The sequence below is a fragment of the Pseudooceanicola batsensis HTCC2597 genome, assembly GCF_000152725.1.
Lineage (GTDB): Bacteria > Pseudomonadota > Alphaproteobacteria > Rhodobacterales > Rhodobacteraceae > Pseudooceanicola > Pseudooceanicola batsensis.
In genome coordinates this window covers 696,735-722,791 of sequence record NZ_CH724131.1, presented here as the reverse complement: position 1 = coordinate 722,791, position 26,057 = coordinate 696,735, and the positions used below count along the sequence as shown (strand labels likewise).

30 protein-coding genes are annotated in these 26,057 nt (G+C 66.7%); 17 read left to right on the top strand and 13 right to left on the bottom strand.

Going from position 1 to position 26,057, the window contains the following annotated elements:
- Positions 1 to 2 precede the first annotated feature (2 nt).
- Genes sufB through OB2597_RS07605 form a run of 8 tightly spaced genes read left to right on the top strand, consistent with a single transcriptional unit; the run spans position 3 to position 6,860 of the window.
- Positions 3 to 1,535: a Fe-S cluster assembly protein SufB gene (gene sufB / locus OB2597_RS07640; RefSeq protein ID WP_009804966.1), complete on the top strand. Its 1,533-nt coding sequence runs from the start codon at positions 3 to 5 to the stop codon at positions 1,533 to 1,535.
- A gap of 43 nt (positions 1,536 to 1,578) precedes the next feature.
- Positions 1,579 to 1,893, top strand: a complete 315-nt coding sequence (locus tag OB2597_RS07635) for a heavy metal-binding domain-containing protein (protein WP_040609190.1) — start codon at positions 1,579 to 1,581, stop codon at positions 1,891 to 1,893.
- Positions 1,894 to 2,496, top strand: coding sequence for an O-methyltransferase (locus OB2597_RS07630; RefSeq protein ID WP_009804964.1), 603 nt, complete (start codon positions 1,894 to 1,896; stop codon positions 2,494 to 2,496).
- A 21-nt stretch (positions 2,497 to 2,517) separates the two neighbouring features.
- Positions 2,518 to 3,273, top strand: a complete 756-nt coding sequence (sufC, locus tag OB2597_RS07625) for a Fe-S cluster assembly ATPase SufC (RefSeq protein WP_009804963.1) — start codon at positions 2,518 to 2,520, stop codon at positions 3,271 to 3,273.
- A complete protein-coding gene (locus OB2597_RS07620) occupies positions 3,273 to 4,574 on the top strand; it encodes a SufB/SufD family protein (protein WP_009804962.1) in 1,302 nt (433 codons plus the stop codon). Before sufC ends, OB2597_RS07620 begins: the two co-directional genes overlap by 1 nt.
- Complete coding sequence (locus OB2597_RS07615; protein ID WP_009804961.1) at positions 4,574 to 5,059, top strand: hypothetical protein; 486 nt, start codon at positions 4,574 to 4,576, stop codon at positions 5,057 to 5,059. The genes OB2597_RS07620 and OB2597_RS07615 overlap by 1 nt, the downstream gene beginning before the upstream one ends.
- Entirely contained in the window at positions 5,056 to 5,640 is a 585-nt protein-coding gene (locus OB2597_RS07610; protein ID WP_009804960.1) for a Yip1 family protein, read from the top strand. The genes OB2597_RS07615 and OB2597_RS07610 overlap by 4 nt, the downstream gene beginning before the upstream one ends.
- Entirely contained in the window at positions 5,640 to 6,860 is a 1,221-nt protein-coding gene (locus OB2597_RS07605; RefSeq protein ID WP_009804959.1) for a cysteine desulfurase, read from the top strand. The genes OB2597_RS07610 and OB2597_RS07605 overlap by 1 nt, the downstream gene beginning before the upstream one ends.
- 137 nt (positions 6,861 to 6,997) lie before the next feature.
- On the opposite strand, the gene OB2597_RS07600 is transcribed toward OB2597_RS07605, so the two are convergent.
- On the bottom strand, positions 6,998 to 9,511 hold the full coding sequence (locus OB2597_RS07600) for a hybrid sensor histidine kinase/response regulator (RefSeq protein ID WP_009804958.1): 2,514 nt from the start codon (positions 9,509 to 9,511) through the stop codon (positions 6,998 to 7,000).
- 152 nt (positions 9,512 to 9,663) lie between these two features.
- Positions 9,664 to 10,146 carry a molybdopterin-dependent oxidoreductase gene (locus tag OB2597_RS07595; protein ID WP_009804957.1) on the bottom strand — a complete coding sequence of 161 codons (483 nt, stop codon included), beginning with the start codon at positions 10,144 to 10,146 and terminating at the stop codon, positions 9,664 to 9,666.
- A 158-nt stretch (positions 10,147 to 10,304) separates the two neighbouring features.
- On the opposite strand from OB2597_RS07595, the gene OB2597_RS07590 reads away from it, so the two are divergent.
- Positions 10,305 to 10,895 carry a response regulator transcription factor gene (locus OB2597_RS07590; protein ID WP_009804956.1) on the top strand — a complete coding sequence of 197 codons (591 nt, stop codon included), beginning with the start codon at positions 10,305 to 10,307 and terminating at the stop codon, positions 10,893 to 10,895.
- 147 nt (positions 10,896 to 11,042) lie between these two features.
- Here the strand turns inward: OB2597_RS07590 and OB2597_RS07585 are convergent, their stop codons facing one another.
- Genes OB2597_RS07585 through OB2597_RS07575 form a run of 3 tightly spaced genes read right to left on the bottom strand, consistent with a single transcriptional unit; the run spans position 11,043 to position 13,315 of the window.
- Entirely contained in the window at positions 11,043 to 12,020 is a 978-nt protein-coding gene (locus OB2597_RS07585; RefSeq protein ID WP_009804955.1) for a methyltetrahydrofolate cobalamin methyltransferase, read from the bottom strand.
- 31 nt (positions 12,021 to 12,051) lie between these two features.
- The gene (locus OB2597_RS07580; protein ID WP_009804954.1) at positions 12,052 to 12,972 is read right to left on the bottom strand and encodes a methylenetetrahydrofolate reductase; all 921 of its coding nucleotides are present in this window, start codon (positions 12,970 to 12,972) and stop codon (positions 12,052 to 12,054) included.
- A 40-nt stretch (positions 12,973 to 13,012) separates the two neighbouring features.
- The gene (locus tag OB2597_RS07575) at positions 13,013 to 13,315 is read right to left on the bottom strand and encodes a virulence factor (protein ID WP_009804953.1); all 303 of its coding nucleotides are present in this window, start codon (positions 13,313 to 13,315) and stop codon (positions 13,013 to 13,015) included.
- A 292-nt stretch (positions 13,316 to 13,607) separates the two neighbouring features.
- Here OB2597_RS07575 and OB2597_RS07570 point away from each other — a divergent pair, with 292 nt between their 5' ends.
- Together OB2597_RS07570 and OB2597_RS07565 are read left to right on the top strand one after the other, a co-directional pair.
- Positions 13,608 to 14,720, top strand: a complete 1,113-nt coding sequence (locus tag OB2597_RS07570) for a Ppx/GppA phosphatase family protein (RefSeq protein ID WP_009804952.1) — start codon at positions 13,608 to 13,610, stop codon at positions 14,718 to 14,720.
- A 79-nt stretch (positions 14,721 to 14,799) separates the two neighbouring features.
- Positions 14,800 to 15,516 (top strand): RlmE family RNA methyltransferase, encoded by a 717-nt coding sequence (locus OB2597_RS07565; RefSeq protein ID WP_009804951.1) that lies wholly within the window; start codon positions 14,800 to 14,802, stop codon positions 15,514 to 15,516.
- 2 nt (positions 15,517 to 15,518) lie between these two features.
- Here OB2597_RS07565 and OB2597_RS07560 read toward each other — a convergent pair whose 3' ends face one another.
- Positions 15,519 to 15,752 carry a hypothetical protein gene (locus tag OB2597_RS07560; protein ID WP_009804950.1) on the bottom strand — a complete coding sequence of 78 codons (234 nt, stop codon included), beginning with the start codon at positions 15,750 to 15,752 and terminating at the stop codon, positions 15,519 to 15,521.
- 350 nt (positions 15,753 to 16,102) lie between these two features.
- Between OB2597_RS07560 and OB2597_RS07555 the strand changes: the two genes are divergently transcribed.
- On the top strand, positions 16,103 to 16,675 hold the full coding sequence (locus OB2597_RS07555) for a hypothetical protein (protein WP_009804949.1): 573 nt from the start codon (positions 16,103 to 16,105) through the stop codon (positions 16,673 to 16,675).
- Between the two features lie 231 nt (positions 16,676 to 16,906).
- A complete protein-coding gene (locus OB2597_RS07550; RefSeq protein WP_009804948.1) occupies positions 16,907 to 17,710 on the top strand; it encodes a Crp/Fnr family transcriptional regulator in 804 nt (267 codons plus the stop codon).
- Here the strand turns inward: OB2597_RS07550 and OB2597_RS07545 are convergent.
- Positions 17,700 to 17,972, bottom strand: coding sequence for a hypothetical protein (locus tag OB2597_RS07545; RefSeq protein WP_009804947.1), 273 nt, complete (start codon positions 17,970 to 17,972; stop codon positions 17,700 to 17,702). The genes OB2597_RS07550 and OB2597_RS07545 overlap by 11 nt on opposite strands.
- An 83-nt stretch (positions 17,973 to 18,055) precedes the next feature.
- Between OB2597_RS07545 and prfA the strand changes: the two genes are divergently transcribed.
- The 3 genes from prfA to OB2597_RS07530 all read left to right on the top strand — a co-directional run bounded on the left by prfA (position 18,056) and on the right by OB2597_RS07530 (position 20,712).
- Positions 18,056 to 19,105, top strand: coding sequence for a peptide chain release factor 1 (gene prfA, locus OB2597_RS07540; RefSeq protein ID WP_009804946.1), 1,050 nt, complete (start codon positions 18,056 to 18,058; stop codon positions 19,103 to 19,105).
- Positions 19,102 to 19,941 (top strand): peptide chain release factor N(5)-glutamine methyltransferase, encoded by an 840-nt coding sequence (gene prmC, locus OB2597_RS07535; RefSeq protein ID WP_009804945.1) that lies wholly within the window; start codon positions 19,102 to 19,104, stop codon positions 19,939 to 19,941. The genes prfA and prmC overlap by 4 nt, the downstream gene beginning before the upstream one ends.
- 201 nt (positions 19,942 to 20,142) lie before the next feature.
- Positions 20,143 to 20,712 (top strand): DUF4167 domain-containing protein, encoded by a 570-nt coding sequence (locus tag OB2597_RS07530; RefSeq protein WP_009804944.1) that lies wholly within the window; start codon positions 20,143 to 20,145, stop codon positions 20,710 to 20,712.
- On the opposite strand, the gene OB2597_RS07525 is transcribed toward OB2597_RS07530, so the two are convergent.
- The 3 genes from OB2597_RS07525 to fumC all read right to left on the bottom strand — a co-directional run bounded on the left by OB2597_RS07525 (position 20,713) and on the right by fumC (position 22,614).
- On the bottom strand, positions 20,713 to 20,928 hold the full coding sequence (locus OB2597_RS07525) for a ribbon-helix-helix domain-containing protein (RefSeq protein WP_009804943.1): 216 nt from the start codon (positions 20,926 to 20,928) through the stop codon (positions 20,713 to 20,715).
- The gene (locus OB2597_RS07520) at positions 20,928 to 21,128 is read right to left on the bottom strand and encodes a DUF4169 family protein (protein WP_009804942.1); all 201 of its coding nucleotides are present in this window, start codon (positions 21,126 to 21,128) and stop codon (positions 20,928 to 20,930) included. Before OB2597_RS07520 ends, OB2597_RS07525 begins: the two co-directional genes overlap by 1 nt.
- 91 nt (positions 21,129 to 21,219) lie before the next feature.
- Positions 21,220 to 22,614 carry a class II fumarate hydratase gene (gene fumC, locus OB2597_RS07515; protein ID WP_009804941.1) on the bottom strand — a complete coding sequence of 465 codons (1,395 nt, stop codon included), beginning with the start codon at positions 22,612 to 22,614 and terminating at the stop codon, positions 21,220 to 21,222.
- Between the two features lie 132 nt (positions 22,615 to 22,746).
- Between fumC and OB2597_RS07510 the strand changes: the two genes are divergently transcribed.
- Positions 22,747 to 23,337: a TetR/AcrR family transcriptional regulator gene (locus OB2597_RS07510; protein ID WP_009804940.1), complete on the top strand. Its 591-nt coding sequence runs from the start codon at positions 22,747 to 22,749 to the stop codon at positions 23,335 to 23,337.
- Positions 23,338 to 23,492: 155 nt separating this feature from the next.
- Here the strand turns inward: OB2597_RS07510 and OB2597_RS07505 are convergent, their stop codons facing one another.
- The 3 genes from OB2597_RS07505 to chrA all read right to left on the bottom strand — a co-directional run bounded on the left by OB2597_RS07505 (position 23,493) and on the right by chrA (position 25,995).
- Positions 23,493 to 24,050: a class I SAM-dependent methyltransferase gene (locus OB2597_RS07505; protein WP_009804939.1), complete on the bottom strand. Its 558-nt coding sequence runs from the start codon at positions 24,048 to 24,050 to the stop codon at positions 23,493 to 23,495.
- A 127-nt stretch (positions 24,051 to 24,177) separates the two neighbouring features.
- Positions 24,178 to 24,681, bottom strand: coding sequence for an SspB family protein (locus OB2597_RS07500; protein ID WP_009804938.1), 504 nt, complete (start codon positions 24,679 to 24,681; stop codon positions 24,178 to 24,180).
- Positions 24,682 to 24,753: 72 nt separating this feature from the next.
- Positions 24,754 to 25,995 (bottom strand): chromate efflux transporter, encoded by a 1,242-nt coding sequence (gene chrA, locus OB2597_RS07495; RefSeq protein WP_009804937.1) that lies wholly within the window; start codon positions 25,993 to 25,995, stop codon positions 24,754 to 24,756.
- Positions 25,996 to 26,057: the final 62 nt, after the last annotated feature.

Sequence of the window (26,057 nt, the reverse complement as noted above, 5' to 3'; positions counted from 1 at the left end):
AGATGAGCACCGTGGATGACACCCAGGTCAAGGAAGGCGTCGATCAGGAGACCGTGGACGCGGTCAGGGCGGTCGGCACCTACAAGTACGGCTGGGAAACCGAGATCGAGACCGACTACGCGCCGATGGGACTGAACGAGGACATCGTCCGGCTGATCAGCGAGAAGAATGGCGAACCGGATTGGATGCTGGAGTGGCGTCTGCAGGCGTTCGAACGCTGGAAGGGCAAGGAAGAGCCGGACTGGGCGATGGTCGACTACCCGGAGATCGACTTTCAGAAGCAGTACTACTATGCCCGACCCAAGAGCATGGAAGTGAAGCCGAAGTCGCTGGACGAGGTGGATCCGAAGCTGCTCGCCACCTACGAGAAACTGGGGATCCCGCTCAGGGAACAGATGATCCTGGCCGGTGTCGAGGGGGCCGAGGAGGTCCCGGCGCAGGGCCGGGACACGGGCCGCAAGGTGGCGGTGGACGCGGTGTTCGACAGCGTCTCGGTCGGGACGACCTTCCAGGCGGAGCTGAAGAAGGCCGGGGTCATCTTCTGCTCGATCTCCGAGGCGATCCGCGAGCATCCCGAACTGGTGAAGAAATACCTCGGATCGGTCGTGCCGGTCTCGGACAACTTCTATGCCACGCTGAACTCGGCGGTTTTCTCGGACGGCTCCTTCGTCTACGTGCCGCCGGGGGTGCGCTGCCCGATGGAGCTGTCGACCTATTTCCGGATCAATGCCGAGAATACCGGACAGTTCGAACGCACGCTGATCATCGCCGACAAGGGCAGCTATGTCTCGTACCTCGAAGGCTGCACGGCGCCGCAGCGCGACACGTCGCAACTGCATGCCGCGGTGGTGGAGATCATCGCCGAGGAAGATGCCGAGGTGAAGTATTCCACCGTCCAGAACTGGTACCCGGGCGACGAGAACGGCAAGGGCGGCATCTACAACTTCGTGACCAAGCGCGCCGACTGCCGGGGCGACCGGTCGAAGGTGATGTGGACGCAGGTCGAGACCGGGTCGGCGGTGACGTGGAAATACCCCTCCTGCATCCTGCGCGGCAATGACAGCCAGGGCGAGTTCTACTCGATCGCCATCACCAACAACTGGCAGCAGGCCGACACGGGCACCAAGATGGTCCACCTGGGCAAGAACACGAAGAGCCGGATCGTCTCCAAGGGGATCAGCGCGGGGCAGGCGCAGAACACCTATCGCGGGCTTGTGTCAATGCACCCCAAGGCGAAGAATTCGCGCAACTACACGCAGTGCGACAGCCTGCTGATCGGCGACAAGTGCGGCGCGCATACGGTGCCGTACATCGAGGTCAAGAACAACTCGTCCCGGGTCGAGCACGAGGCGACGACATCCAAGGTGGATGACGATCAGCTGTTCTATTGCCGCCAGCGCGGAATGGACGAGGAAGAAGCCGTGGCGCTGGTCGTCAACGGGTTCTGCCGCGACGTGTTGCAGGCGCTGCCGATGGAGTTCGCCATGGAAGCGCAGCAGCTGGTGGCGATTTCTCTGGAAGGGTCCGTGGGCTGACCGCGCCGTCGCGATGCCGATCTGACAGACAAGGGGCGTGCCGATGATAATCACGACGACCAACAACATCGAAGGCAAGCGCATCACCAGCTACCGCGGGATCGTGGTGGGCGAGGCGATCATGGGGGCGAATGTCGTCCGCGATTTCTTTGCCGGGATCACCGACATCGTCGGGGGCCGGTCCGGGGCCTACGAGGCCAAGCTTCTCGACGCGCGGCGGACGGCCTTCGCCGAACTCGAGGAGCGGGCGCGCGCGGCCGGGGGCAACGCGGTGGTGGGTGTCGATCTCGACTACGAGGTGGTGGGCGACAGCATGCTGATGGTGTCGGTCTCCGGAACGGCGGTGGTCATCGAGTAGATGTCGGCACAGGCACTCTCCCGAGGCGTCGCGCGCCCCGAGCTGACCATGCCCGAGGCGGAAGCCGCGGCGCTGCGCACCGCCTATGGCGAGGCGCGGGCCATCCTGGAATACGGCTCGGGCGGATCGACCGTTCTGGCTTCTGAACTGCCGGGCAAGCAGGTGGTGAGCGTCGAGAGCGATGCCGACTGGGCCCGGATGATGCGGGCCTGGTTCGCCCTGAACCCCGGCCGGAGCCCGGTCGAGCTGATCCATGCGGATATCGGCCCGACCCGGGACTGGGGCCACCCGGCCGACGCGTCGGCCTGGGCGCTCTTTCCGGCCTATCCGCTTGCCGTCTGGGACCGGGACATCGCTCCGGACGTGGTGCTGGTGGACGGGCGGTTCCGCGCGGGATGCGCCCTGGCCTGCGCCTTCCGGACACGGCAACCGCTGACGCTGCTGTTCGACGATTACGTGCCGCGCGGGGCCTACCACGCGGTGGAAGAGTTTCTCGGCACGCCCGAGATCATCGGCCGGATGGCCGTTTTCGACATTTCCCCGACGCCTGTCCCCAGCGACCGGCTGCTCCGGGTGATCGAACTGACATGCGCCCCGCTCTGAGGGGCCGAGAAAGGACTGACGATGCTTACGATCAAGAACCTGCACGTGAAACTGGAAGACGAGGACAAGCAGATCCTCAAGGGCGTCGACCTGACCGTCGAGGCCGGCAAGGTGCATGCCATCATGGGGCCCAACGGCTCGGGCAAGTCGACGCTCTCCTATGTGCTGTCGGGCCGCGAGGGCTATGAAGTCACCGACGGCAGCGCCGAGCTCGAGGGGCTGGACCTGCTGGACATGGACCCCGAGGAACGCGCGGCCGCGGGCCTGTTCCTCGCGTTCCAGTACCCGGTCGAGATCCCGGGCGTCGGCAACATGACCTTCCTGCGCACCGCGCTGAACGCGCAGCGCAAGGCGCGGGGCGAAGACGAGATGTCGGCGGCCGACTTCCTCAAGTTCATCCGCGAGAAGGCCAAGACGCTCAAGATCGACGCCGACATGCTGAAACGTCCGGTGAACGTCGGCTTCTCGGGCGGCGAGAAGAAGCGCAACGAGATCCTCCAGATGGCCGTCCTGCAGCCGCGCATGTGCATTCTGGACGAAACCGATTCCGGTCTGGACGTGGACGCGATGAAGCTGGTCTCGGACGGGGTGAACGCGCTGCGCGACGCCGGCCGCGGCTTTCTGGTCATCACGCACTATCAGCGGCTTCTGGATCACATCCGGCCGGACGTGGTGCACATCATGGCCGGCGGCCGGATCGTCAAGACGGGCGGCCCCGAACTGGCGCTCGAGGTCGAGAAGAACGGTTATGCCGATCTCATGGCGGAGAGCGCGTGATGGCCATCGCAAGACAGACGCACGCACAGCAGAAACAGGATGCGACCGCGGCGCGGCTCGAGGCGCTCGGCCCGATCAGCGACACCGGATGGACTGCGGCGGCGCGCGCTTCGGCGCTCGACCGCGTCGTCCAGTCGGGCCTGCCGCATGCGCGGGACGAGTACTGGAAGTTCACCCGCCCCGAGGCGCTGACCGCGCCCGAGCCGAGCGAAGCCGCGCTCTTTGCCGCCGAGGAGACGCCCATCTTCCAGAAGATCGACCGGGTGCGGCTGGTGTTCGTGGACGGTGTCTTCGACGCCGACGCCTCGGACGCGCCGGATCTGGCCGGCGTCCGCATCGAGAGGCTGGCGAAGGCGGCCGAGGCCGATATCCACTGGGCAAAGTCGCTTTACGGCACGCTGGAGGCCAACGGGCAGGCGCCCGTCTCCCGGCCACTGGCGGCGCTGAACACCGCCTTCGCGGATGACGGCGTGCTGATCCACGTCACCGGCAAGGCGGACAGGCCCGTCTCGATCGCCTACGAGCGGCGGGACGGCACGGCGGACGCCATGCTGCACCACGTGATCAAGCTGGACCCGGGCGCCGATTTCACGCTGCTCGAGAACGGTCCCGCGGCCGCACGGTTCAACAAGGTGATGGAGGTCGACATCGCCGACGGCGCGGCCTTCCACCATGTCCGTGCGCAGGGGCGGGATCACGAGCGGCAGGCCGCCACCCATATCTTCGCGCGGCTCGGACAGGAGAGCGTCTTCAAGAGCTTCACCCTGACCGCGAACGGCCGGCTGACGCGGAACGACTGCGTGATCGACCTGACCGGCGACGATGCCGTGGCCCATGTCGCGGGCGCCTGTGTCGGCGATGGCGATTTCCACCACGACGACACGGTCTTCGTCACGCACGACGCGGTGAACTGCGAAAGCCGGCAGGTCTTCAAGAAGGTGCTGCGCAACGGCGCGACGGGCGTGTTCCAGGGCAAGATCCTGGTCAGGGAAGGCGCGCAGAAGACGGACGGCTATCAGATCAGCCAGTCGCTTCTGCTGGATGGCGACAGCCAGTTCCTCGCCAAGCCCGAGCTCGAGATCTATGCCGACGACGTGGCATGTTCGCACGGGTCGACATCGGGCGCGATCGACGAGGAGGCGCTGTTCTACCTCCGCTCGCGCGGTGTGCCCGAGGATCGGGCCACGGACCTGCTGACGCTCGCCTTCCTCGCCGAGGCGGTGCAGGAGATCGAGGACGAGGCTCTGGCCGGGGAAATCCTGACCCGGCTCGAAGCCTGGCTGGAGCGCCGCCGCGCCTGATGTCGGTGATGGGCGACATCGTCAGGACCTATCGGGGGCCGGGGAGCGTTCTGCGCCGCCGGCTCTCTGGCGGGCAGAGAGAGGACCGCGCCCTCGCGATCCTGATGGCGGGCTGCGGCCTGCTGTTCGTGGCGCAATGGCCGCGACTGGCGCGCGAATCCCACGAGAGCGGCACCGAGCTGAACATGCTGATGGGCGGCGCCCTGCTGGCGCTGGTCTTCATCCTGCCGCTCATCCTCTACGCCCTGGCGGGGATCAGCCACCTCGTCGCCCGGCTGATCGGCGGCCGGGCGGACCATCATTCCGCGCGGATGGCCCTGTTCTGGGCTCTGCTCGCCGCCGGGCCCGTCTTTCTGCTGAACGGGCTGATGCAGGGCTTCGCCGGCACGGGTCCGCAGAGCGCGCTGACGGGACTGCTGGCACTCGGCGTGTTTCTGTGGTTCTGGTTGGCCGGGCTCGTAGCGGCAGAAAGGGGCCGGTCATGACGGCGGAAGAGGTCAGATCACTGGTCATCGAGACGGTCGTCTCGCCGGGCGAGGCGGCCCGCAAGATCGTCGGCTTCCGGCTGCCCACGGGCGTGCTGTGGACCGCTCTGGCGCTGATCGGCGTGCTCAACAGCCTGTATTACGGCCTGCTGCTGCCCGGCGCGGCCGAGGCGGGACTGGTGCCGCAGACCATGGCCGAGTCGCCCCTGCTGATCGCGGTGATCGTCCTGTCGATCCTTGCGGCCATGGCGTATCTGCTGCGCATATCCGGCCGGATGCTCGGCGGGGCCGGGGACATGGCCGACATGCTCAAGATCACGGTCTGGCTCCAGGGGCTTCGGCTGCTGGCGCAGGTCGCGATCTCGTTCATTTCCCTGATCAGCCCGGCGATCGGCTGGCTGGTGGCCATGGTCGTCGGCATATGGGGCCTCTGGATCCTCATCGTCTTCATCGCCGCCGGCCACGGGTTCGAAACGCTCAAGGGGCTGGGGACGCTGGTGATGACCTTCATCGCCACGATCCTGATCATGTCGGTCCTGTCCGCCGCCCTCGGGCTCGGTCCACCTCCGGGAGAATTGTGATGTACGATGTCGATGCGATCCGGTCCGACTTTCCCATTCTGTCCCGCGAGGTGAATGGCAAGCCGCTGGTCTACCTGGACAACGGCGCCTCGGCCCAGAAGCCGCAGGCGGTCATCGACACGGTGACCCGCGCCTATGCCGAGGAATATGCCAACGTTCACCGCGGGCTGCATTTCCTGTCCAACCTCGCCACCGAAAAATACGAATCCGTCCGGGGCAAGGTCGCGCGTTTCCTCAATGCCGGCTCCGAGGACGAGATCATCTTCTCGACCGGCACCACCGAAGCCTTGAACCTGATCTCCTACGGCTGGGCCGCCCCCCGGCTCGAGGCGGGGGACGAGATCATCCTCACCGTGATGGAGCATCACGCCAACATCGTGCCGTGGCATTTCCTGCGGGAACGCCAGGGCGTGGTGCTGAAATGGGTGGAGATCGAGCCCGACGGGTCCCTCGACCCGCAGAAGGTGATCGACGCCATGGGACCGAAGACCCGCATGGTCTGCGTCACCCATCTGTCGAACGTCCTGGGAACCGTCGTCGACGTCCGCGCCATCTGCGAGGCCGCGCGCGACAAGGGGATCGTCACCGTCATCGACGGATCGCAGGCGGCGGTCCACCGTCCGGTCGATGTCCGGCAGATCGGCTGCGACTTCTACGCCATCACCGGCCACAAGCTCTATGGTCCGTCAGGATCGGGCGCGCTTTTCGCCCGTGCCGAGCGGCAGGCCGAGATGCGGCCCTTCATAGGCGGCGGCGACATGATCCGCGAAGTGACCCGGGACAACGTGACCTGGGCGGAACCGCCGATGAAGTTCGAGGCGGGGACGCCGGGCATCGTGCAGACCATCGGCATGGGCGCGGCGCTGGATTATCTCGAGGGCGTCGGCATGAAGAACATCGCCGCTCACGAGGCCGATCTCGCCGCCTACGCGACGGAGAGGTTCGACGGGCTGAACTGGCTGCGGCTGCAGGGGACCGCGCCGGGCAAGGGCGCGATCTTCTCGTTCACACTGGAGGGTCCGGCCCATGCGCATGACATCTCGACCATCCTCGACAAGAAGGGCGTGGCGGTGCGGGCCGGCCAGCATTGCACCGGCCCCCTGATGGAACACCTCGGACTGTCGGCGACCTGCCGCGCCTCGTTCGGCATGTACAACACGCGGGCCGAGGTGGACGTGCTGATCGAGGCGCTGGACCTGGCGCACGAACTTTTCGCCTGATCCGGCGGCGGCCTGACTGCGACCGGTCGGCCGAACCCTCTGCCCAGTGCGGCGCCGTGGCGATCCGCGGCGCACCGCCCTCGCGATATCGCTGATCGAAGCGGCCTCGCCGGCCGGGGGCGTGTTCTGCGGCCGGGTCACGCCTCCTGTGGCGAGGTCGCACGATCCGTGCCGCTGCGTCCGGCAGACAGCAGCAGGGCCCGCTGCCGGGGCCAGTCGGCGCTCAGGTCCGAGGTCAGTCGGATCGTCTCTGCCGTGTCGCCGTGGCGTTCGGCCGCTTCGGCACGGATCAGGCGCTCGTGCAGCCGGCTGATGCCGAGGCTGGCGGCGGCCCCGGCCAGTGCATGAAGCTCTTCCGCCAGCGCGGCGTCGGGCAGGCGGCCCTCCGCGCGTGCGCGGTCGAGAAGGCGGGGCAGCGTCTTGTCGGTTTCGGCAACGAAAGCCTGCGAGAGGCGCAGGGCCGTGTCCGCGTCCATCCCGTAGAAGGCGGACGCAGCCAGCGGAGTCGCCGCGCCGTCCGCCGGCATCGGCACGCCGGTGGCAAGGGCGATTTCGCGGCGCAGGAGGTCGCGGTCCAGCGGCTTGTGCAGAACCGCGTCCATCACGCTCTGGGTCCGTTCGCTATCCAGACCTTCCGAAACATGTGCGGTCAGGGCCACGATCCGCGTGGTCCGGTTCGGTCCGGGGCGGGTCCTCAGATGCTGCGCGGCGGAGATTCCGTTCATGACCGGCATAGAGACATCCATCAGGATCATGTCGAACCCCGCCTGCATGGCCTTCTCCGCCCCGTCCTCTCCATCGACCGCCTCGACCACGGTATGGCCGTCGTTTTCAAGCATCCGCCGGGCGATGAACCGGTTGGTCGCATTGTCCTCGACCAGGAGAATGCTGGCCCCGCGGGGCGCCTCGAACCCCGCGGCGCTCTCCGACGGACAGGGCGGCAAGGCGGCGGCGGGAAGGGGCAGCCGGACCCAGAAGAGCGACCCTTCGCCCGCCTCGCTCTCGACGCCGATCTCGCCTCCCATGGCCTCGACGATGGTGCGGGCGATGCCGAGGCCAAGCCCGGTGCCCTGAACCTGGTTCTCGACCGCCGCCCCGGTCCGCACGAAGTCGTCGAAGACCGTGTCCAGTTCCTCGCGCGACATTCCGAACCCGGTGTCGCTGATCTGGAATTCGACGATATCCGCCCCGGCACGATGCATCTCGAGGCTGATCCGGCCGTCGCGCGTGAACTTGACCGCATTTGCCAGCAGGTTGCCCAGAACCTGCCGCAGCCGTTCCGGATCGCCGATGACCGGGCCGACATCCCGATCGCCGCGCAGCGTGATCTCGTTGCCATTGTCCGCAGCGCGGGCCGACTCGGCCAGGACGAGGTCGCGGGCGAGAGCGCCGGGATCGAAGGGGCGGGCCGCGAGGCGCACGCCCCCCTCGATCTGCGTCAGATCGAGAACCTCGTCCACCAGCGACAGTAGCGACTGCGAGGCGTTCCGGAGCACCGGGAGATAGGTGTCGCGGACGGTGCTGCTGTCCTCGGGGCTGCGCTCGATCTCGTCTTCGACAAGCTGGACCGTCCCGAGGATCCCGTTGAGCGGCGTACGCATCTCGTGGCTGACCACGCCCAGGAAACGCGCCTTGGCCTTTTCGCCCGCGAGCGCCGTGTCCCGCGATTGCTTGAGCTCGTCCTCGGCCGCGGCCTGGCGCGATACGTCGCGGATCACACCCACGCAGATGTCGGACCCGGGCCGGGCGGCCGTGTCGACGGAAATCTCGACCGGAAAGGCGCGGCCATCGCTGCGCAGCCCCTTGAGACGCAGTCCCGTCTTGAGGCCGGCGGCGGCGGTTCCGAACAGTTCGCGACCGGAAACCGGTTTCGCGACGCCATCGGTATCCGAGGTCAGCAGGTCGTCGATCCGCGCCGCCTGACGCGCGTCGCCCCCCGTGCCGAACATCTGCTGGCCGGCCCGGTTCATGCTCAGGATGCGGCCCTGCGGATCGAAGACGACGATGGCATCCCGCGAGGTGGAGAATATCGTCTCCAGCCGGGCCGAGGTTGCCCGATTCTCGCGCATCTGCCGGTCCGAGACCCCGGCCTCGCGCCGGAAGAGAAGGGTCATCGTGGCCAGTGTCACCAGAAGAACGGCCACGGCAGCCGCCAGCCGCGTCAGCACGCTGGCGATGTCTTGCCGGGTCGCGTCGGCCTGCACGGCGAGCGTGTGGTTGCCGAAGGTCAGGATGCGGCGCACGGGCTCGCGCAACCGGGCGAGGCGGGGTGTGAGCTCCGGCACCGCCGCGATCAGGGCCGTGTCCGCCGCATCGATCTGGTCCGCCATGGCGAAGATCTGCGGCGCCAGAGCGGAAAACTCCTCGCCGATGTCGGTGCCGGCGATGGCGGGGCGCGACATCACGCTGTCGCGCAGCGTCTGCGTGCGGGCGTAGAGGATGTCGTACCGCCGCCGAAGTTCGGGCAGGGCGGCCTTTGCATCGGAGGGCCGGGGCGCGCCCGCGACCTGCTCGGCCGCCACGACGAAGGCGAGGTATTCCACCTCGAACTGCGCCAGGCTCCACTGCATGGTATCCTGCGGCGACGCCGCGAGTTGGGCCAGCTTGGCGCGCACGTCGATCATCAGGTAGGCCACGAGGATCGAGAGCACGGCCAGAAGCCCCAGGGCGCAGACCCTGAACCAGTTGCGGACGCGTCGGCTTTGGACGGTTTCGCCCTTCGGCTGGGCGCCGGCCGAATCGTCTGAGCTTGCGGCCTCGGGGAACAGCGTCTCACCCTCCTGTCAGATGCGCCGCGGAAAGCTTAGGGAAGGATCGCGATCCGGTCGAGTTGCCAAATCGAGTTGACGTAAGTGACCTCGTTCCGGAAGGCGGGATCGGCGTCATAGGGATAGACCATCCAGAGCGGCCCCTTGTCGCGCAGGGTCATCGGGCGGCCGTTCCTCTCATAGGCGATGAGCGCCCCGTCCGGGCGGAATTTTTCGACCGGGATCAGGATCCTGTACCCATTGGCCGCGGTCAGTTCCAGCGTCCCCTCCCGAACGCCCAGGCGGTCGAGGAGGTCCGTGACGCGCAGGCCCCGGAAGGTCTGGGGCCCCTCGGTCCAGATCGTCGTGGTGGTGAATTCATCGGCGGGCAGGGCGCGGATACCCTCGGCATCCAGCATCATGGTACGGTCGGGGACGGTCACGGTCAGGAGCGGATCGCCGTGGACGGGGGGAAGCCCCTCGTCGGCCAGCGCCATGGCGCTCCAGATGCTCAGAATGACCGCAATCGCAAATTTCATATCCTGCCCCCGCATTGACGCAGGCGCGCGGCCCGCGGCCCGCGGCATCATAACAACAATTTCAATTCCTTGCCCACCATTGCACCGCCGGGCAAGTTTTTAGGATCTCAGCTGTGCTTTTGGATAGGATACGAGTCGGAGACCGGAGGACCGAGCGGATGGGCAAAGTTCTTCTTGCCGACGATCATGATCTTGTGCGCGAGACGATCGCAGCCTACCTGCGCCAGACGGGCCTGCACGAAGTGCATCCCGTCGAGGGGCTGAACGCGGCGCAGGATGCCCTGCGGGCCGAGTCGTTCGACCTGGTGCTGCTCGATTACCGCATGCCGGGCATGGAGGCATTCGACGGGTTGCGGCTGATCAGGCGCGCCTTTCCGGATGTCCCCGTCGCGCTTATCTCGGGGGCGGCCAGTCCCGAGGTGGCCCGCCAGGCGATGGGATTCGGCGCCTCCGGCTTCCTGCCCAAGACGCTGGCCCCGGACGAGTTGATCCGCGCGGTGGACAGGCTGGTGGCCGGGGGCACGTTCCTTCCCGACGAGGCTGTCGCGCGAATGTCGTTCAGCCTGACCCCGCGCGAGGTCGAGGTCGTGCGCGGGATCGCGGCAGGCTATTCCAACAAGGAGATCGCGCGCGAGCTGGGCGTTCAGGAAGTGACGGTGAAACTCCACGTCAAGACCCTGTCGCGCAAGCTGGAGGCCCGCAACAGGACCCATGCAGCCATGCGCGCCCGTGACCTGGGCCTCGTCTGAGCCGAGGCCGCGTCTGGGGTCCGCCGATCCGCAGGCGGGTCGCGGCCGGTCGGTGGCAGGCGACGAAGGATCGTTCCGCCTGCGATCTGATCGGATCCGAGCCTGGCTCGACACCGCTTTTCGATCATGCGAAGGCGGGTCGGCGTCTCAGCGGCGGCGCCGTCTGCCGCCGCGCCCGCCCGCTCCGGCCTGGGCCGCCTTGGCCGCTTCGGGGAAGGTCGCCCCCTCCTTGACCGCGTCGACCACGCGGGAAAAGCCGATCCAGGCGCCGCCGTTCGGGTCGTGGTTCATCAGCAGGTTGGCGGCCTTGATCGCCTCCATCTCGACCTGGCGGATCGGGTTCATGATCGCCGAGGTCATGCCGGCGCAGATGGCCATCGGCAAAAAGGCCGCATTGACCCCGTGACGGTTCGGCAGACCGAAGGAGACGTTGGAGGCGCCGCAGGTGGTGTTCACGCCCAGTTCGTCCCGCAGCCGGCGGACGAGGGTAAAGACCTGCTGACCGGCCGTGGCCATGGCGCCGATCGGCATGACCAGCGGGTCGACCACGATGTCATGCGCGGGAATGCCGTGGTCGGCGGCGCGTTCGACGATCTTCTTGGCCACCGCAAACCGCACCTCGGGATCCTCGGAGATGCCGGTGTCGTCGTTCGAGATCGCGACGACCGGCACGTTGTATTTCTTGACCAGCGGCAGGACCAGTTCCAGGCGCTCCTCCTCGCCGGTGACGGAGTTGAGAAGGGGGCGGCCCTCGGCCGCCTCGAGCCCGTTCTCGAGCGCGCCGGGAACCGAGCTGTCGATGCAGAGCGGCACGTCGACCAGCGACTGCACGCGCTTGACCAGTTCGGGCATCAGCATCGGTTCGACAAAGTTGTTGTCGGCGTAGCGCGGATCGTCGGCCATCTTGTTGGTGAAGACGGCGCCGGAATTGATGTCGAGCACCATGGCCCCGCAGGCGACCTGTTCGACCGCATCCTGTTCCACGGTCGAGAAATCGTCCATCTCGAGTTCCGCGGCCAGTTTCTTGCGGCCGGTCGGATTGATCCGTTCACCGATGACGCAGAAGGGTTCATCGAAGCCGATGACCACGGTTTTCGTTTTGCTCTCGATGACGGTACGAGTCATTGCAGTCCCTTGGTGTGTGAGATGTTGTCTGTCAGGCCGAGGCGGCCCGGCCGGAGTCCCCGGCGTTGTCGGTCACCCATCGCGCCGCCGTGGCAATCCCGCCGAGCGGGAAGACATGGGCCTGTGCGATCAGGCTGTCGGGGTTTTCCGCCTTGTGGCGGGCGAGGTCGGCCAGGACCTCGGTCGGTTCGTAGGGCAGCACCAGTTTGGTGACATCCATCGCGCGTTTCTGCAGCACCTTGAGCGACGGGCCGACGCCGCAGGCGATGGCGAACTTGATCAGCGTCTGAAGCTTGGCCGGGCCGGCGACGCCCACGTGGATCGGCAGGGCGATCCCGGCCTCCTGCAGGCGGTCGGCCCAGGCGATGATCGGACGGGCGTCGAAGGCGAACTGGGTGGCCAGCGCCATCTCAGCATCCGTGCGCTCCGAAAACGCCTGCTTCCAGCGCAGCGCCTCCATCACCACGGCCTCGCCGCCCTCGGGGTCGATGTCGCGGTTGCCCTCGGGGTGGCCGGCCACGTGCAGGCGCCGAAAGCCGGCCTTGTCGAAAAGCCCGGTCTCCAGCAGCTGCATCGAGCTGTGGAAATCGCCCTGCGGCTCGGCCACGCCACCGGCGAGGATCAGGCCCTGGTCGACCCCCGCCTCGCCCTGGTAGCGGGCGATCCAGTCGGCCAGCGTCGCGCCGTCCTTGATGATGCGCGCGGGGAAATGCGGCATGACGTCGAACCCCTCGGCCGCGAGTCGCGCCGCGGTGGCGACCATGTCCGCGATCGGAGTGCCCTCGATATGGGCGACGTAGACTCGGGTGCCCCGGGGCAGGAGGGCGCGGAAATCCTCGACCTTTCCGGCGGTGCGGGGCATCACCTCGATCGAATAGCCCTGCAGGAAGGCTTCGAGGCGGGTGTCGGCCGGTGCGGGCACCGCCCGGCGGGCGAAGTTCAGTATTGCCATCAGGGGTTCCCTCCAACTCGGGCGGCTCATGCCCATCCGCTCATGCCCATCCATCGTTCGCGATCAGGGCCTTGAGACGGTCCTGATCGTATTCGGCATCCAGGCGCGCGATCTCGCGCGCCGCGACGTCGGAGGGGTCGCCCTCCTGCGGGGGCAGGGGCAGTTTGCGCCATTCGGCCAGGTAGTCATCGGTCTCCGATGCGCCACCCTTCATCGCCGCCCGGTCAATCGCCTGTTCGAAGCGTTCCGGCAGCACGGCCTTGGCCGCCTTGCGGCCCTTGCCGACGATCACCTGGGCGGGGATGTCCCGCCAGCATACAAGGGTGATGTCGTTCTGGGCCATGCGCGTTTCCTCTGCGTCCCGTATGCCCCTGATATGCGAGGGCAGGAAGGCGTGTCGGGTCGTTTTCGACACGTTGCGTCGCACGGGCGACGCCCGGGCAGAAGTACCGCGCCCGGCGGCGGGGGTGAAGCGCCGCGAGTCGGAGGAATTCTCATGACAGTCATGAGCCCGGTTGCCGTGCACAGGGAACGAGCGTTCCCGCGGCGGTCGGAGCGGCGGCCGGAGACGGTATCTTGCGGAAACGCCTGCGGTGGACTAGTTTTCAGGTAACACGTAACAGGAGGGCGCGACGATGGCGCCCAGGCGTCCCAAAGGTGCGGGCGCGTTCCCGAAACCGGTCGAAAGCCCCGTACCCACACCACCCGATCCGGCCGAGCTCTATGCCGCGCTGGACTTGGGCACGAATTCGTGCCGGATGCTGATTGCCCAGCCCAAGGGCAGTCAGTTCCACGTCGTGGACAGCTTTTCGAAATCGGTGCAGCTGGGTGCCGGGCTGGAACGGTCGGGGCATCTGTCGCGGGCCTCCATGTCGCGCACGATCCAGGCCCTGCGGGTCTGTCATCAGAAGCTGCGGCGGCACAAGGTCCGGCACATGCGCCTGGTGGCCACCGAGGCCTGTCGCCGCGCCAGCAACGCCAGCCGGTTCATCGAACAGGTCCAGCGCGAGACCGGCCTGGCGCTCGAGATCATCCAGCCCGAGGAAGAGGCGCGGCTGGCCGTCATCTCCTGCGCGCCGCTGGTCTCGACGCGGACCGACCAGCTTCTCGTCGTGGATATCGGTGGCGGCTCGACGGAACTGGTCTGGATCGACCTGACCGCCGTGCCGCGCCGCGACCGGCCGCGCGCGATCATGCGGCTGCATTCCGGCTTTCACCCGTCGGAAAGCCCGTTTCCGGCGGCCAAGGTCGTGGACTGGATCTCGGTTCCCCTGGGCGTGGCGACCCTGCGGGACCAGTTCCGCGATGTGCAGGACGACACGGCGCGGTTCGCGCTGATGTCCTGGTTCTTCGAGGAATCGCTGGCCGAATTCGCGCCCTACAAGGACGAACAGGCCCGCGAGGGGTTCCAGATCATCGGCACCTCGGGCACCGTCACCACGGTCGCGGCCTCGCATCTCGGGCTCAAGCGCTATGACCGGACCAAGGTGGACGGGCTGCGCATGACCAGCGACCAGATCGACCGTGTGATCCGCGACTATCTCACACTGGGTCCCGAGGGGCGGCGCAAGGATCCCCGGATCGGGCAGGACCGTCAGACGCTGATCATGTCCGGCGCCGCGATCCTTCAGGCCCTGCTGCGGTGCTGGCCGACCGACCGTCTCTCGGTGGCAGACCGCGGATTGCGCGAGGGGCTTCTCTATGCCCAGATGTCGGCGCACGGGGTACTGGAGGACGCGCCCTACTGACGGGCCGCCGCCGGGCAGCAGCTGGCTTGTCTGCACCGGCGGGACTGGGTAAGCACGCGCCATTCGAAAGGGACCGGACGTGGCGAAGAAGCCGACAGGACGCAATACCTCGGGGCGCGGGCAGCGGGACCTGACCGTGAAGGTCAAGACCGCGCGCGGCCGCAAGCTGTCGTCCACGCGGTGGCTTCAGCGACAACTCAACGACCCTTATGTGCAGCGCGCGAAGGCCGAAGGCTATCGCGGGCGGGCAGCGTTCAAGATCATGGAGATCGACGACAAGTTCCGGTTCCTCGTCCCCGGTGCGCGTGTCGTGGACCTCGGCTGTGCGCCGGGCGGCTGGCTTCAGGTCGCGGTCCCGCGGATCAACGCGCTTGGCGAGAAACAGGGCAAGGCGCAGGGCCGGATCATCGGCGTCGATCTTCAGGAGGTCGAGCCGCTGCCGGGGGCCGAGATCCATCAGCTGGACTTCATGGCCGACGATGCGGACGAACAGGTGAAGACCTGGTTGGGGGGCGAGGCCGACGTGGTCATGTCGGACATGGCCGCCGCCTCGTCCGGTCACAAGCAGACCGACCACCTGCGGATCATCTCGCTGTGCGAAGCCGCGGCCTATTTCGCCTTCGACGTGCTGGCCCCGGGCGGCACCTTCGTCGCCAAGGTGCTGGCGGGCGGCGCGGAGGGCGAGTTGCAGAAACTGCTCAAGCAGAAGTTCGACAAGGTCGCCAACATGAAGCCGCCCGCCTCGCGCGCCGACAGCTCGGAGAAATTCGTGGTCGCCACCGGCTTTCGCGGATGAGTTCAGCCCCGCCGGAGCGAGGCGATGGCCGCCGAGACGAACTGACGGAGGCTTTCGGGATCGGCGTTGGAAGCGCCGAGCTTCGGCCGGTCGGCTTTCCGCTCGGATAGGTCCTCGCGCTCGGGGGTGTCTTCCGCAGCCAGGCGATTCGGCCGGATGTCCCGCGTCCGCAGGAGCTCGAAAAGCCTGTGATGCCGGGAACTGACATCCCGGCGATGCTTGTCGAAGTCGTACATCGTCCCGTTGCCCTTCTCAGGCGCGTTTGCATATGTCCCGTAACACGCCCCGGTTGCAGGCAAAATTGCCCCTGGATCGGCCCGCTTCGGGGTTGGGTGCATCCGGCCGATCGCATCCTGACGATCCTTCCAAAGGCAATATAGCCGATTGCAAGGTTGCTTTCGACCAATCCCGCCTGTCGACGCCGCGAATCCGCCCTTCTGTTAAACTGAGTTGCATTCCGCGCAAGTTTTTCCCGGCAGTCCGGACCGACAACCGGGGGCCGCGTTGGTCGCTCGGGGTGACAGGAGTACCGTTTCCACAGGCATTCAGGCCCCGTTGAACGGAAAGGAAACAGGTCCCACCCGCGATGACCCACGATACCTCCGCTTTGCAAACCGGCATCACCGATGTGGAACGTCACGCGCTCACGCTGGCGATTCGTGCGCTGCAGGGCGCGGCGGTCACGGTCGATCCGGATGGCAGGATCGTGGCGCGCATCGGCGATTCGGGGCCGATGGTCGGCTCGGACTGGCTGTCGCTCTGGGAAGCGCGCGACAGGGCGGCGATCGTGTCGGCCCTGAGGTCCCGCTCGCGCGGGACAATCACGCTTTCGCCGACGCCCCAGGGGCAGACCGCCCCGGTTCGCATCTGGGTGGCGCCCCAGGAGAGGGGCGAGGCGCTCGTTCTGTCCGAGGGGATGGCGCGGGACCGGCCGCAGGCGGAGCCCGGCCCCGAGGTCCGCACGAAACTGCATGACATCAACAACCAGATCTTCGCGCTGCAGGCCTGCGCGCGATTGCTGCGCCGGTCGGTCACCAACGGCGGAGGCGACAGGGTGTTGCAGTTCCTGGACGAGGCGGATTCCACCGTCGAAAAGGCGCACCGCACCCTCACCGAACTGCGGAACATCATCGAGCGCAAGACGGATGAAGACACCTGATCTGGTGGTTGGCCCTCGGCCGAGCCGAGATCTAGCAGGACGTCTGCCTCATGATTCGGTGAAAATCTTGTGGCAACTGCTTAAAGGCAAAAATATCAAACAGTTAACCAACAGCGATGCAAGTCCTTGGCAGAGCGGCGGCAACGAGCCATGGAACCACCCGAACAATTCGCCAGTTTGTGCTCCATCACCGGCGGGTTACCCGGGACGAGCCAGAACGAGAGAACGAAGATGCAACGGATGACGCGCTACTACGGCCAGAACGGAAACGGAGGAGGCCATTCCCCAGCCAGCTGCTTTGCCAGCCGACTGGAACGTTACGCGCCGCTGACGGACGAGGAGAAAGGCTTTGTCGCCCGGATGGAAGAGGCCGAGCGGCCGGTCAAGCGCGGCGAGGTGGTCCTCAAGGCCGGCGAACCCTCGACCGAGCTCGGCGTCGTGAAAGAGGGATGGGCCGTCGCCAGGAGCGACAGGCTGAACGGCCGCAGCCAGACGCTGCGGATCTATCTTCCGGGCGAGATCATCGGCCTTCCCGGCCTGGGAATCGGCCACTATGCCCACGAGGTGGTGATGGTCACCCAAGGGTGCATCTGTCCGTTTCCCAAGGATCACATCACCGGGATCTACGCCCGGGTGCCGCGGCTCGCGGCGCTGCTGACGGCCGTCGCCAGCGTGGATCAGGTCGCCCTCAAGGATCGGCTGTTCATGATGGGCTCGGGCACGGCGCGGGAACGCATGGCGCATTTCCTGCTCGACCTGCACGAACGGCTGTTGCTGAGCAATCCGGACATGGGGCGCCGCTTCCGGTTGCCGCTCCGGCAGGTGGACATCGCCGAGGTGCTCGGGCTGACCAAGGTCTACGTGAACCGCCTGCTCAAGGCCTTCACCGAAGAGGGGCTGATCGAGATCCAGCGCCCCTATGTCCGCATCCTGCGCCCGGCCGAGCTGAAATCCATGTCGAACTACGTCAACCGCTACGAGCAGATCGACCAGTCGTGGTTCCCCAGCCCCGCGCGCAACGACATCAGCCTCTGAACGGCGCTTCGGGCACCGGTCCATCCGGCGGGGCCGGGCTCATCGGCCGGGCTTGCGAACTCAGGCATCCTTCCTGCAATTCCCGCCACATCGGAACGTTGAGCGACATCTGGCACTGTGCCGTGAAGATGCGGCCGTTCACCTCCATGCAGATCACCTGGCCCATTTCGATGCGGGCGCCCGAGCTGTCGGTGCAATAGCAGTCGACGGTCTTTCCACCGATAGTGCCGTCCGCGACGGCCGGAACGGGCGCAAGCGCCATGGCAAGGGCCAACCATCTCATGCAAGAAGGCTAGCACGGGCCCCGCCCTTGACCAAGCATCACGAATAGGGGACAGCAGGCCCATGATATCCGCGGACAGACTGGCGCAGATCACGCAGCGCTTTGAATATCTCGAGGCGCGCATGGCCGAGGGCGGCGGCGACTTCGCCGCCCTGTCGCGCGAATACTCCGAACTGCGCCCCGTGGTGGCGACGATCGCCGCCTGGGAGCAGGCGCAGACCGCGCTGAGCGAGGCCGAGGGCCTGCGCGACGATCCCGAGATGCGGGCCCTCGCCGACGAGGAGATCCAGCGGCTCAGGCACGACCTGCCCGAGCTGGAACAGGCGCTGCAGATCGCGCTGCTGCCGAAGGACGCCGCCGACAGCCGCCCGGCCATGATCGAGATACGGCCCGGCACCGGCGGGGACGAGGCGGCGCTGTTCGCCGGCGACCTGCTGCGAATGTACCAGCGGTATTCCGAAGCACGGGGATGGCGGTTCCAGGTGGTCGAACTGAACGAGACCGAGCTTGGCGGGATCAAGGAAGTCGTCGCGAATGTCCAGGGCGAGAACGTCTTTGCCCGGCTCAAGTTCGAAAGCGGCGTGCACCGCGTGCAGCGCGTCCCGGAAACCGAGAGCGGCGGGCGCATCCACACCTCGGCCGCGACGGTGGCCGTGCTCCCCGAGGCAGAGGATGTGGATATCCAGATCGACCCGTCCGAAATCCGCATCGACACGATGCGCGCGAGCGGGGCCGGCGGCCAGCACGTGAACACCACGGATTCAGCCGTGCGCATCACCCATGTGCCGACGGGTATCGTAGTCGTCAGCTCGGAAAAGTCGCAGCATCAGAACCGCGCCATCGCCATGCAGGTCCTGCGCACGCGCCTCTTCGACCTGGAACGCCAGAAGGCCGCCGATGCGCGGGCGGCGGATCGCAAGGCGCAGGTGGGTACGGGCGACCGCAGCGAGCGGATCCGGACGTACAATTTCCCGCAGGGCAGGGTGACGGACCACCGGATCAACCTGACGCTCTACCGTCTGGACCAGGTGATGCAGGGCGATCTGGACGAGGTGATCGACGCGCTGACCGCCGATCACCAGGCCATGCTGATGGCGGAGATGGAGGGGTGACGCGCAGCGTGCGCGCCGCGATGGCCGAGGGTATCGCCCGTCTCGCCGCTGCCGGGACCGGCACGCCGGAACGCGACGCCCGCCGGCTGATGGCCCATGCGCTGGAGGTGGGCGCCGACCGCATTTCGCTCATGGCGCAGGATGAGATCGGCCCCGGCTCCGAGGAGGCGTTCGACGGACTGATCGCGCGGCGCCTTCTTCACGAACCGGTGTCGCGCATCGTCGGCGGCCGCTGGTTCTACGGCCGCTGGTTCGACGTCTCGCCCGCGACCCTCGATCCGCGCCCGGAAACCGAGACGCTGGTCCAGATCGCTCTTGAACGGCGCTTCGACCGGGTACTCGACCTCGGCACGGGAACCGGCTGCATCGTGATCTCCCTGCTGGCCGAAAGGGCGGATGCGCGCGGCGTCGGGTCGGACCTTTCCGAGGGGGCGCTTGCGACGGCGGCGGAGAATGCCGCGACCTGCGGCGTTGCCGACCGCCTGTCGCTGGTCCGGTCCGACTGGATGGCGGGGGTCGACGGAACGTTCGATCTGATCGTGTCGAACCCGCCCTACATCGCGCCCGAAGAGATGAGCGGCCTTGCCCCCGACGTCACCAAGTTCGACCCACGGCAGGCCCTCACCGATGGGGTCGACGGTCTCGGCGCCTACCGGGCCATCGCGGCGCAGGCGCCGGCCCGGCTGGTTCCCGGCGGAAGGCTGCTGGTCGAGATCGGACCGACCCAGGCCGGGGCGGTTGCCGGTCTCTTCCGCGATGCGGGACTGACGGAGATCCGGACCTTTCCCGACCTCGACGGCCGGGACCGCGTGGTGGCTGCTTTGCGACCACAATAGGGCCCTTGGGGATTTCTTTCCCAGTTACCCCTTGTATTCAGGGTTCGGACATGTTTAGTCCTTAGGTACGTCACGGCAGCGGATGCGGCATGCATCTGCCCGGACTTTGGTAAGCCCAAAACGTCGAAGACCCGCCGCGCCACTTTCTTTGCGCAGGCTGGTGTGAACGACAGCCATTCAAGCAAGGCTCACAAGAGGCCCATGAGATCTTCGAAATCACGTTCGCGCAACAAGTCGAACCGTAATCGGTCTGTCGGCAATATCGTAAATCGGGTCTTCGACTCTTCGGGTCCGGAAGGCAAGGTCCGCGGTACGCCGCAACAGATCATCGACAAGTACAATCAGCTCGCGCGGGATGCGCAGCTGGGCGGTGACCGGGTGGCCACCGAGAACTTCCAGCAGCATGCCGAGCATTATCTGCGCATGCTGGGCTCGGCCCAGAAAGAGCAGGAAAAGCAGCGCGAACAGCAGGATGCCGAGAACCGCAAGCGGCAGTCCGAACGCGACCGCGAACGCGCCAAGCAGGACAGTTCCGACCAGCAGGAGGCCGAGCAATCGGTGCCCGGCGGCGGGGATCAGCCGGATGTGATCGATGCCTCGGGCAACGACAGCGAATCCGGGCTGGTCGAGACGCCCGAAGAGGCGCGGAGCGGGTCCGAAGAACCCGCCTCGAAGCCCAAGCGGAGCTATAATCGCAAGCCGCGGGCCAAGAAGGACTCGGGCAACGGTGACGGCAAGTCGGGCGAAGACAGCGCCACTGCCGCCGAATAATCAGCCGCGATAGTGGTCAAGGACAAAGACCCGGATGGCCGAGGCCAGGCCGGCGTCGGTTCCGCGCCGCTCGTCGATCTGCGCCGCCAGGGCATTGATCGGCACATTCCGTTCCGCAGCGATATCGCGGAACGCCTGCCAGAATTCCGGTTCGAGAGAGACACTGGTGCGGTGCCCGCGCAGCGTCAAGGAGTGTTTCTCGGGGCGCGTCGGCATCAGCCGTCCGGATCGTCGCGCCCGTGCCCGTCGAGCCTGTGCCCGTCGAGCCTGCGCGCCGCCTGATCCCTCTCGCTCCGCTCCTGCGTTTTTTCCGCCCTGGTGCGGCCGAACTTGACCGCATTCGCATCGGCCGTCGCCCGCTTGTCCGAACGCTGCTTCTGCTTTCTGGCGCGGTTCAGGTTCACGATCTTGCTCATGCCCGGATCCTAATGCGCCGGGTGATCCCGCGCCAGCACGAAAAAGGGCGGCCCGAAAGCCGCCCCCTGACAGGTGAAACCCGAGGAAGGATCAGGCCTTGGGGCCGATCATCTGTTCCGGGCGCACGACCTTGTCGAAGGTCTCTTCGTCGACGAAACCAAGCGCGATGGCTTCTTCCTTGAGGGTGGTGCCGTTCTTGTGCGCCGTCTTCGCGACCTTGGTGGCGTTGTCATAGCCGATCGTGGGGGCCAGCGCCGTCACCAGCATCAGCGATTCCTTCATCAGCTTCTCGATGCGCGGCTCGTTCGCCTCGATGCCGTTCAGCATCCGTTCGGTAAAGCTGTCGGCCACGTCGCCCAGAAGCTGCATGGACTGCAGCAGGTTGTAGGACATCATGGGGTTGTAGACGTTCAGTTCGAAATGGCCCTGGCTCCCCGCAAACTTGATGGCGGCGTCATTGCCCATCACATGGGCCGCCACCTGGGTCATCGCCTCGGCCTGGGTCGGGTTGACCTTGCCCGGCATGATCGAGGATCCGGGCTCGTTCTCGGGCAGGATCAGTTCGCCCAGGCCCGAGCGGGGACCGGAGCCCAGGAACCGGATGTCGTTGGCGATCTTGTACATCGACCCCGCCACGGTCGACAGCGCCCCGGACATGAAGACCATGGCGTCATGCGCGGCCAGCGCCTCGAACTTGTTGGGGGCGGTGACGAAGGGCAGGCCGGTGATCTCGGCCATGTTCTTCGCGACCGTCTCGCCCCAGCCCTGTTTCGTGTTCAGCCCGGTGCCGACGGCCGTGCCGCCCTGGGCCAGTTCGTAGATACCCGGCAGGGCGGTCTCGATCCGGGCGATGCCCTGGCGGATCTGATGCGCATACCCCGAGAATTCCTGGCCGAGCGTCAGCGGCGTGGCATCCTGGGTGTGCGTCCGCCCGATCTTGATGATGTCCTTGAATTGGTCGGATTTGGCCTCCAACCCCTTGAGAAGCTTTTTCAAACCCGGAAGCAGAACGTCCCTTGCGGTCATCGCGGCCGCGATGTGCATGGCGGTCGGGAAGGTATCGTTCGAGCTCTGACCCATGTTGCAGTGGTCGTTCGGATGCACCGGGTCCTTCGACCCGATCGTGCCGCCGAGGATCTCGATCGCGCGGTTGGCGATGACCTCGTTGGCATTCATGTTGGACTGGGTGCCCGATCCGGTCTGCCAGACGACCAGCGGAAAATTGTCGTCGAACCGGCCCTCGACCACCTCGCTTGCCGCCTGGACGATCGCATCGGCAAGCTTGGCGTCCAGCGCGCCGCTCTCCTTGTTGGCCTGGGCACAGGCCTGCTTGATGACGCCGAGCGCACGGACGATGGCAACGGGCTGTTTCTCCCATCCGATCGGGAAGTTCATGATCGAGCGCTGCGTCTGCGCGCCCCAATACTTGTCGGCGGGAACTTCGAGCGGGCCGAAACTGTCGCTTTCCGTGCGGGTCTGGGTCATCGTGGGTACTCCGGGCTATGACGTCGCGTCGGCTATACGCTGTCGCCTGCGCGCACGCAATCCGGGCAAAAAAGCGCCGCTTCGTTCTTTTGCCGTCTTGTGTCAGAACACGTGTTCCGACATAGATGAGGTATGCCACGCAAGCCCTCCCATACCCCCGAAAGTCTCGCCGACAGCGCGCTCGCCCAATTCTGGTACGGCGGCTACGAGGCGACGTCGATGGACACGCTCGTCAAGAAGACCGGGGTCAGCCGCCACGGCATCTATACCGACTATGGCAGCAAGCGGTCGCTCTACCTCGCATGTTTTCCGCGCTATCACGAACATGTGGTGGCCCCGGTGCTGAACCCGGTGTTCAGCTCGCACGACGGGCTGCCGGCGATCACCGCCTATTTCGGCCGGCTGATCGAGATGGCCGAGGGAATCGGGCTGCCCGGGCCGGGTTGTTTCGTCGCCAATGCCGCGACCGAGACCGCGCCCCACGATCCGGATGTCGCGCGGAAGGTGTCGGAGCACAACACCAAGCTCGAGAACGCATTCACCATGGCCCTGCAGCGCGAGAAGAAGTCGCAGCTGCCCCTGGCGCACCGCAAGGCGCTGGCGCGGATCATCGCCATGTTCTCCGCGGCGCTCTGGACCTCATCGCGCAGCACGGACAATCCCGAGACGCTGCGCCAGCACACGGCGGTGTTCCTGGACATGCTGGAAAACCGGGTGAAGTGAGGGCGTTGCGCCGAACGGGCGGGAGCCATTTTCAGGCGCGGGCGCCATCATCCTGCCGAGCGGGCGCATCCTCGGGTCGGGCCCGAGGAGGACGGATTCGCGGGATGACCCATGGAAGGGGACAAGCGGCGTGAGTGCCCTGCGGCGCGGGGCGGTCACTGCACCTTGCGACGAAATTCGAAGACGCGCGCCGGGGGAAGGTTGGCCCAGACGGTCCCCCGCTTGGTCGCGGTGATGCCCATGTCGATCTGCACATCCTCGGGAATGGGAGCGTTCGGAGAATAGGTGATCTGGACGAAAACCCCGTCGGGCGCCATGACGTTGAAGGCCCGCCCCACCACTTCGCGCTGGATCTGCGGACGGGCCAGGACGGGCACGCCGGAGATGACACAGCCGAGGTTCGAGAAGCCGATGTTCTCGATCTCCTGCGCGGGCCGGTTGAGCACCGTGACGCCGGGAAACTTGCGCGCCAGTTCCTCGCAGAACCGCGGATTGAGCTCCATCAGGATCAGACGTTCCGGCGCGACCCCGCGCTCGAGAATGGCCTTGGTGAAGCTTCCGGTCCCGGGGCCGATCTCGACGATCGGACCTTCGACGTTCTCGACGCCTTCGGTCATCTTGCGGGCGACCGCGGCCGAAGACGGGGCGATGGCCGAAACCTCGCGCGGGTTCCGCATCAACTCGCCCAGGAAAACGGTGAAATCACTGGCCATGCTCGAAGACTCCCTCCTCGGATTTCTTTCGGTTGATGAACGACGAACGGCCGGAGGCAGCAAGCCGGTTCCATGAGGTTTCATAAAAATTTCACGCCCGGGGGCCGCCAAGAGGCCGCCGGGAGGCCTATTTGCGGAACTTGTCGAGCTGAACGACCTCGGCGTCCTGCGCCTCGTCCTCGTCTCCGGCCGCGTCTGCTTCGGCCTCGGTCTCGGGCTCGTCGCGGCGGGCGCGCAGCGGCGGGGAGGCTTCGGCATCCTCGGCCTCGCTCTCCTGGTCCTGGGTCTCGAAGCGGAGGCCGAATTCGACCGAAGGATCGACGAAGGTCAGGATGGAATCGTAGGGAATGAACAGCCGTTCAGGGGAATCGCCGAAATTGAGCGAGATGCCGAAGCCGTCATCCCCCACGACGAGGTTGTCGAACCAGTGCTGCAGCACGACCGTCATTTCCCTGGGATAGCGGTCGCGCAACCAGTCGGCGAGGCGGGCATCCTCGTGGGTCGTGTCGAAGGTGATGAAGAAGTGGTGATTCCCGGGCAATCCGTTGTCGGCGACGTCCGCGAGGACCTCTTGGATGAGGCCGCGCATCGCGCGGTGCATGAGATTTCCGTAGTCAATCGAACGCGACATATGGGTTTCCACGGTCTGTAGAGTCGAGCATAGGGGATTCGCGTGAAAACGGAAGCGCCTATGCCAGCCGGCTCATGGGATCAGGGCTGCCGCCGCGGCCGCGAGGGCCATGACGGGCAGAGCCACCATCAGACCGGTCCTGAGCCCGAATAGCAACCCTGCCGCAAGACATGTAAGGCTGGCGGCGAAAAGGTCGAAACTGGCCGGATCCGGCAGGGTCAGGCCCCGCACGTCCTCCACCCGCCGGAACAGGACGTGGAGGGCGAACCACAGCGACAGGTTGAGGATCACCCCCACGACCGCCGCCGTGATCGCGGCCAGGGCGCCCCGGAGGCGCGGGTTCGCCAGGATCGCCTCGACATGCGGGGCGAAGGCGAAGATCCACAGGAAACAGGGGGTGAAGGTCATCCAGAGGGTGAGCAGGCCGGCCCCGAGCCCCAGGGCCGGGCCGCCCTGGCCGATCCCCGCGAGATGACCGATGAACTGGGTGACCAGGATCAGCGGGCCGGGGGTGGTCTCGGCGAGGCCGAGGGCATCGATCATCGCGTCGGGGCCGATCCAGCCGTGCGTCTCGACCACGGCCTGCGCCATGTAGGCCAGAACGGCGTAGGCACCGCCGAAGGTGACCACGGCGAGCCTGGCGAAGAAGAGGGCGAGGTCGGTCAGAAAGGCGTGTCCGGCGAGCGCGACGAGGGCGAGGGGCGCCATCCAGAGCGCCAGCCAGATGAGTGCGGTGCGCAGGCTGGCGGCCCGGGAGGCCACCGGGCGTTCCGCTTCGTCCGGCGCGGGGCGGGCCGAGAGGTATCCCCAGAGGCCCGCCGCCAGGATGATGAGCGGAAAGGGCAGGTCGAGCGCGAAGAGCCCGAGAAAGGCGAGCGCGGCGAGGATCCAGCCCTGCGCCCCGGAGAGCGCCTTGCGCGAGATCCGCCACAGCGCCTGCAGGACGATCACGATCACGAGCGCCTTGACCCCCAGAAAGGCCTGCTGGATCAGCGGGATGCCACCCCATCGCGCATAGGCGAAGGCGAGCCCCAGGATGACGAGCGCACCGGGCAGGGTGAAGAGCAGCCCCGCCAGCAGCCCCCCGGCGGTGCCGCGCTGGCGCCAGCCGGCATAGGTGGCCAGCTGCATGGCCTCGGGGCCGGGCAGCAGCATGCAGAAGGACAGGGCGCCGAGGAAGTCCCTTTCGGACATCCAGGCGCGGCGCGCCACGAGTTCCTCATGCATGACGGAGATCTGCGCCGCGGGTCCGCCGAAGGAGAGCAGGCCGATGCGACCGAAGGCGCGGAACATCTCGGTCCAGGTGGGGGGCACGGGGTGGTCCTGTTTCCGCGGGCGACGCGCGCAGGGAGGCGGATCCCGGCCGAGGTGTCAAG

What these genes read in the sequence shown, in the direction of transcription:
- sufB (WP_009804966.1), top strand. Translation starts at nt 3, where the DNA reads ATGAGCACCGTGGATGACACCCAGGTCAAGGAAGGCGTCGATCAGGAG.
- OB2597_RS07635 (WP_040609190.1), top strand. Translation starts at nt 1,579, where the DNA reads ATGATAATCACGACGACCAACAACATCGAAGGCAAGCGCATCACCAGC.
- OB2597_RS07630 (WP_009804964.1), top strand. Translation starts at nt 1,894, where the DNA reads ATGTCGGCACAGGCACTCTCCCGAGGCGTCGCGCGCCCCGAGCTGACC.
- sufC (WP_009804963.1), top strand. Translation starts at nt 2,518, where the DNA reads ATGCTTACGATCAAGAACCTGCACGTGAAACTGGAAGACGAGGACAAG.
- OB2597_RS07620 (WP_009804962.1), top strand. Translation starts at nt 3,273, where the DNA reads ATGGCCATCGCAAGACAGACGCACGCACAGCAGAAACAGGATGCGACC.
- OB2597_RS07615 (WP_009804961.1), top strand. Translation starts at nt 4,574, where the DNA reads ATGTCGGTGATGGGCGACATCGTCAGGACCTATCGGGGGCCGGGGAGC.
- OB2597_RS07610 (WP_009804960.1), top strand. Translation starts at nt 5,056, where the DNA reads ATGACGGCGGAAGAGGTCAGATCACTGGTCATCGAGACGGTCGTCTCG.
- OB2597_RS07605 (WP_009804959.1), top strand. Translation starts at nt 5,640, where the DNA reads ATGTACGATGTCGATGCGATCCGGTCCGACTTTCCCATTCTGTCCCGC.
- OB2597_RS07595 (WP_009804957.1), bottom strand. Translation starts at nt 10,146, where the DNA reads ATGAAATTTGCGATTGCGGTCATTCTGAGCATCTGGAGCGCCATGGCG.
- OB2597_RS07590 (WP_009804956.1), top strand. Translation starts at nt 10,305, where the DNA reads ATGGGCAAAGTTCTTCTTGCCGACGATCATGATCTTGTGCGCGAGACG.
- OB2597_RS07585 (WP_009804955.1), bottom strand. Translation starts at nt 12,020, where the DNA reads ATGACTCGTACCGTCATCGAGAGCAAAACGAAAACCGTGGTCATCGGC.
- OB2597_RS07580 (WP_009804954.1), bottom strand. Translation starts at nt 12,972, where the DNA reads ATGGCAATACTGAACTTCGCCCGCCGGGCGGTGCCCGCACCGGCCGAC.
- OB2597_RS07575 (WP_009804953.1), bottom strand. Translation starts at nt 13,315, where the DNA reads ATGGCCCAGAACGACATCACCCTTGTATGCTGGCGGGACATCCCCGCC.
- OB2597_RS07570 (WP_009804952.1), top strand. Translation starts at nt 13,608, where the DNA reads ATGGCGCCCAGGCGTCCCAAAGGTGCGGGCGCGTTCCCGAAACCGGTC.
- OB2597_RS07560 (WP_009804950.1), bottom strand. Translation starts at nt 15,752, where the DNA reads ATGTACGACTTCGACAAGCATCGCCGGGATGTCAGTTCCCGGCATCAC.
- OB2597_RS07555 (WP_009804949.1), top strand. Translation starts at nt 16,103, where the DNA reads ATGACCCACGATACCTCCGCTTTGCAAACCGGCATCACCGATGTGGAA.
- OB2597_RS07550 (WP_009804948.1), top strand. Translation starts at nt 16,907, where the DNA reads ATGCAACGGATGACGCGCTACTACGGCCAGAACGGAAACGGAGGAGGC.
- OB2597_RS07545 (WP_009804947.1), bottom strand. Translation starts at nt 17,972, where the DNA reads ATGGCGCTTGCGCCCGTTCCGGCCGTCGCGGACGGCACTATCGGTGGA.
- prfA (WP_009804946.1), top strand. Translation starts at nt 18,056, where the DNA reads ATGATATCCGCGGACAGACTGGCGCAGATCACGCAGCGCTTTGAATAT.
- OB2597_RS07530 (WP_009804944.1), top strand. Translation starts at nt 20,143, where the DNA reads ATGAGATCTTCGAAATCACGTTCGCGCAACAAGTCGAACCGTAATCGG.
- OB2597_RS07525 (WP_009804943.1), bottom strand. Translation starts at nt 20,928, where the DNA reads ATGCCGACGCGCCCCGAGAAACACTCCTTGACGCTGCGCGGGCACCGC.
- OB2597_RS07520 (WP_009804942.1), bottom strand. Translation starts at nt 21,128, where the DNA reads ATGAGCAAGATCGTGAACCTGAACCGCGCCAGAAAGCAGAAGCAGCGT.
- fumC (WP_009804941.1), bottom strand. Translation starts at nt 22,614, where the DNA reads ATGACCCAGACCCGCACGGAAAGCGACAGTTTCGGCCCGCTCGAAGTT.
- OB2597_RS07510 (WP_009804940.1), top strand. Translation starts at nt 22,747, where the DNA reads ATGCCACGCAAGCCCTCCCATACCCCCGAAAGTCTCGCCGACAGCGCG.
- OB2597_RS07505 (WP_009804939.1), bottom strand. Translation starts at nt 24,050, where the DNA reads ATGGCCAGTGATTTCACCGTTTTCCTGGGCGAGTTGATGCGGAACCCG.
- OB2597_RS07500 (WP_009804938.1), bottom strand. Translation starts at nt 24,681, where the DNA reads ATGTCGCGTTCGATTGACTACGGAAATCTCATGCACCGCGCGATGCGC.